Source organism: Caldisericum sp., assembly GCF_049967455.1.
Lineage (GTDB): Bacteria > Caldisericota > Caldisericia > Caldisericales > Caldisericaceae > Caldisericum > Caldisericum exile_A.
In genome coordinates, this window is record NZ_JBMFSR010000083.1 from 1 (window position 1) to 2,488 (window position 2,488).

Consider the following 2,488-nt stretch of genomic DNA (forward strand, 5'->3'; position numbering starts at 1 on the left):
CCTTTAAAATTGTAGTCCCTCTTTCAAACTGGTAACTTTTGCCATCAATTTTGACGTTAACTAATTCACTCATCTATGACGTCCTCCTTTTTTATTTTTCCTTTGCTTAATCCTGAAAAAACCTCAACTTGTTCAATTTGCCCTAATTTACCCGTTAAAGAACCAATTTCATCTGTAGTTGCATCAATAATTAAAGATATTATGCTAATTTCTTCCTTTTCGTGCGCTAGTCCCATCCTTCCTATAATAACATCTCCAAACTCACTAAGTATTTCGTTCACTTTAGGTGCGTTCGATTTTCTATCCTTCAAAATAACGACTATGAACCCTAGTCTCTTCATTTTAAGATATCCTCAGGAAGCAATTTAGTTTTCATTACCACAAATGCTATTAACCCCCCAATAAGTGCAGTAATCAATTGGGGAATTGACATCATTTGAACGAGTGGTGGTGGCGCTTTTACCAACTGTCTAACTGCAAACGACAACCAAAGAAACTTCAACAATGAACCAGCAGCTATTCCAACAATCATCCCAGCAGTTCTATATCGCCCCAATGTACCAAAGCCCAGCACATATATAGCATTACCAATCATAATAAAGGGAGCCATATAAGCAAAAGGCATTTGCCCTGCTATAAGAGCAATCCACGGAGTAAGACACCCGATGGTAACACCACCGGCTATTCCAAGAACATAGCATGCAATTAAGAGAACGAAATTAACAACGCTTCCAGTAATTAGTTGAGGAAAACGGAGCATTGGGAAAATAGCTGCAAGTGCTAATAAGACAGCTCCGTAAGTGATAAATTTAGTTCTTTTGTTCATTTTTTCTCCTTCACTGAAAATTCTTATCTAAAAAGCCTGGATTCCCATCCAGGCTAATAATTCTAGTTTAGAATCCTTAGCCTCAGAAAACAACCCTCAGCCTGAGATTACGCTTTTAGTTTAAAAACTATTTCAATGCCCTTTCTACTCGACTCCTTTCCAAAGTGATTTTTCCTCGTACTTGGTATGCAAAAGATGATGTGCTTTTTCACTTCCAGGCTTCTCAAGAAAATCTTCATAGATAACTTTTATTGAAGGGTTTTCATGTGATTTTCTAATTTGCCTTTCAGAATCATCCTTATACAATGCATCTATCCTTTTAAGTCTTATTTCATCGTTTGTCGGAATTGGCTGTCCACCACCTCCGATACATCCACCTGGGCAAGCCATAACTTCAATGAAATGAACTTCTTCTTCACCTTTCTTAATCTTTTCGAGGAGTTCGCTTGCATTGCCAAGAGTATGAGCTACAGCAACTCTCACATTTAAATCATTAATTTTAACTTCTGCAATCTTCACTCCCTCAAGTCCTCTCAAAGGCATAAAATCAAGCGAATCAAGTCTTTCGCCAGTAATCATATCGTATGCTGTCCTAAGTGCTGCTTCCATGACTCCTCCTGTTGCTCCAAAAATTGTTGCGGCTCCCGAATATTCGCCAAGAGGAGAGTCATTGTCAGAATCTTCCAAATTTACAAAATCAATTCCAGCTTGTTTAACCATTCGTCCAAGCTCTCTTGTGGTGAGCACGGCGTCAACATCCTTAACTCCACTCGCATTAATATTAGCTCTGTCTTTTTCATACTTTTTGGCTGTGCAAGGCATTATCGAAACATGGAATATTTTTTCCTTTGGAATGCCTGCCCTTTCGGCAAAATAGGTTTTTATAAGAGCGCCCATCATCTGCTGAGGAGATTTGCAGCTTGACACGTTGGGTATGAATTCAGGATAGTATTCTTCAAGGTACTTTATCCAACCTGGACAACAAGAAGTCGTCATAGGCAGGATGCCTTTATTCTTAATTCTTTCAATAAGTTCATTTGCTTCTTCAACTATTGTAAGGTCAGCTGTGAAGTTTGTATCGAATACTTTCTTAAAACCAAGCATCCTAAGAGCCGTTGCAACTTTTCCCCTAACAAAAGTCCCTGCAGGTAAATCAAAAAGTTCCCCAAAAGAAGCTCTAATAGCAGGTGCGGTTGAAACAACTACATATTTATCGGGATCCGAAAGAGCGTTCCAAACTTCTTCGGTATCGTCTCTTTCTGTAAGAGCTCCTGTCGGACAGTTCATTATACACTGACCGCAATTTACACATGGGGAATCAACAAGTAAAACATTAAAAGGGGCACCAACAAAAGTCTTAATGCCTCTGTTTGCAACTGTCAAAGCATTTACGTTTTGAATATTTTCACATACTGAAACACACCTTCTACAGAGAATGCATTTTGAAGGATCTCTTATAATAGGACCTCCCGCATCTTTTTCATAAAAAGAAGGAATTGTCGGAAAAGGAACTTCTTTAACACCGAGTTTATTTGCAACACTTTGAAGCTCACAATTTCCATCCCTTATGCATGTCGGGCATGTCACATCATGGTGTGCAAGTGCAAGTTCAAGATTCATCTTCCTTGCTTCACGAACTATTGGAGTATTCGTACTTATTTC

Annotated in this window: 3 protein-coding genes; all 3 read right to left on the reverse strand. The window is 38.7% G+C overall.

The genetic code is table 11. The features are described from left to right. Positions 1-65 precede the first annotated feature (65 nt). Positions 66-341 (reverse strand): TM1266 family iron-only hydrogenase system putative regulator, encoded by a 276-nt coding sequence (locus tag ACP5SP_RS07820; protein ID WP_428076493.1) that lies wholly within the window; start codon positions 339-341, stop codon positions 66-68. Beyond that, positions 338-826, reverse strand: coding sequence for an ECF transporter S component (locus tag ACP5SP_RS07825; protein WP_428076495.1), 489 nt, complete (start codon positions 824-826; stop codon positions 338-340). The genes ACP5SP_RS07820 and ACP5SP_RS07825 overlap by 4 nt, the downstream gene beginning before the upstream one ends. A gap of 144 nt (positions 827-970) precedes the next feature. After that, positions 971-2,488 (reverse strand): NADH-dependent [FeFe] hydrogenase, group A6 (locus tag ACP5SP_RS07830; protein ID WP_428076497.1); only part of this gene is annotated, 1,518 nt, incomplete at its 5' end.

Bases quoted from the DNA above. Each gene is read 5' to 3' on its own strand.
- ACP5SP_RS07820 (WP_428076493.1), bottom strand. From the start codon at position 341: ATGAAGAGACTAGGGTTCATAGTCGTTATTTTGAAGGATAGAAAATCG.
- ACP5SP_RS07825 (WP_428076495.1), bottom strand. From the start codon at position 826: ATGAACAAAAGAACTAAATTTATCACTTACGGAGCTGTCTTATTAGCA.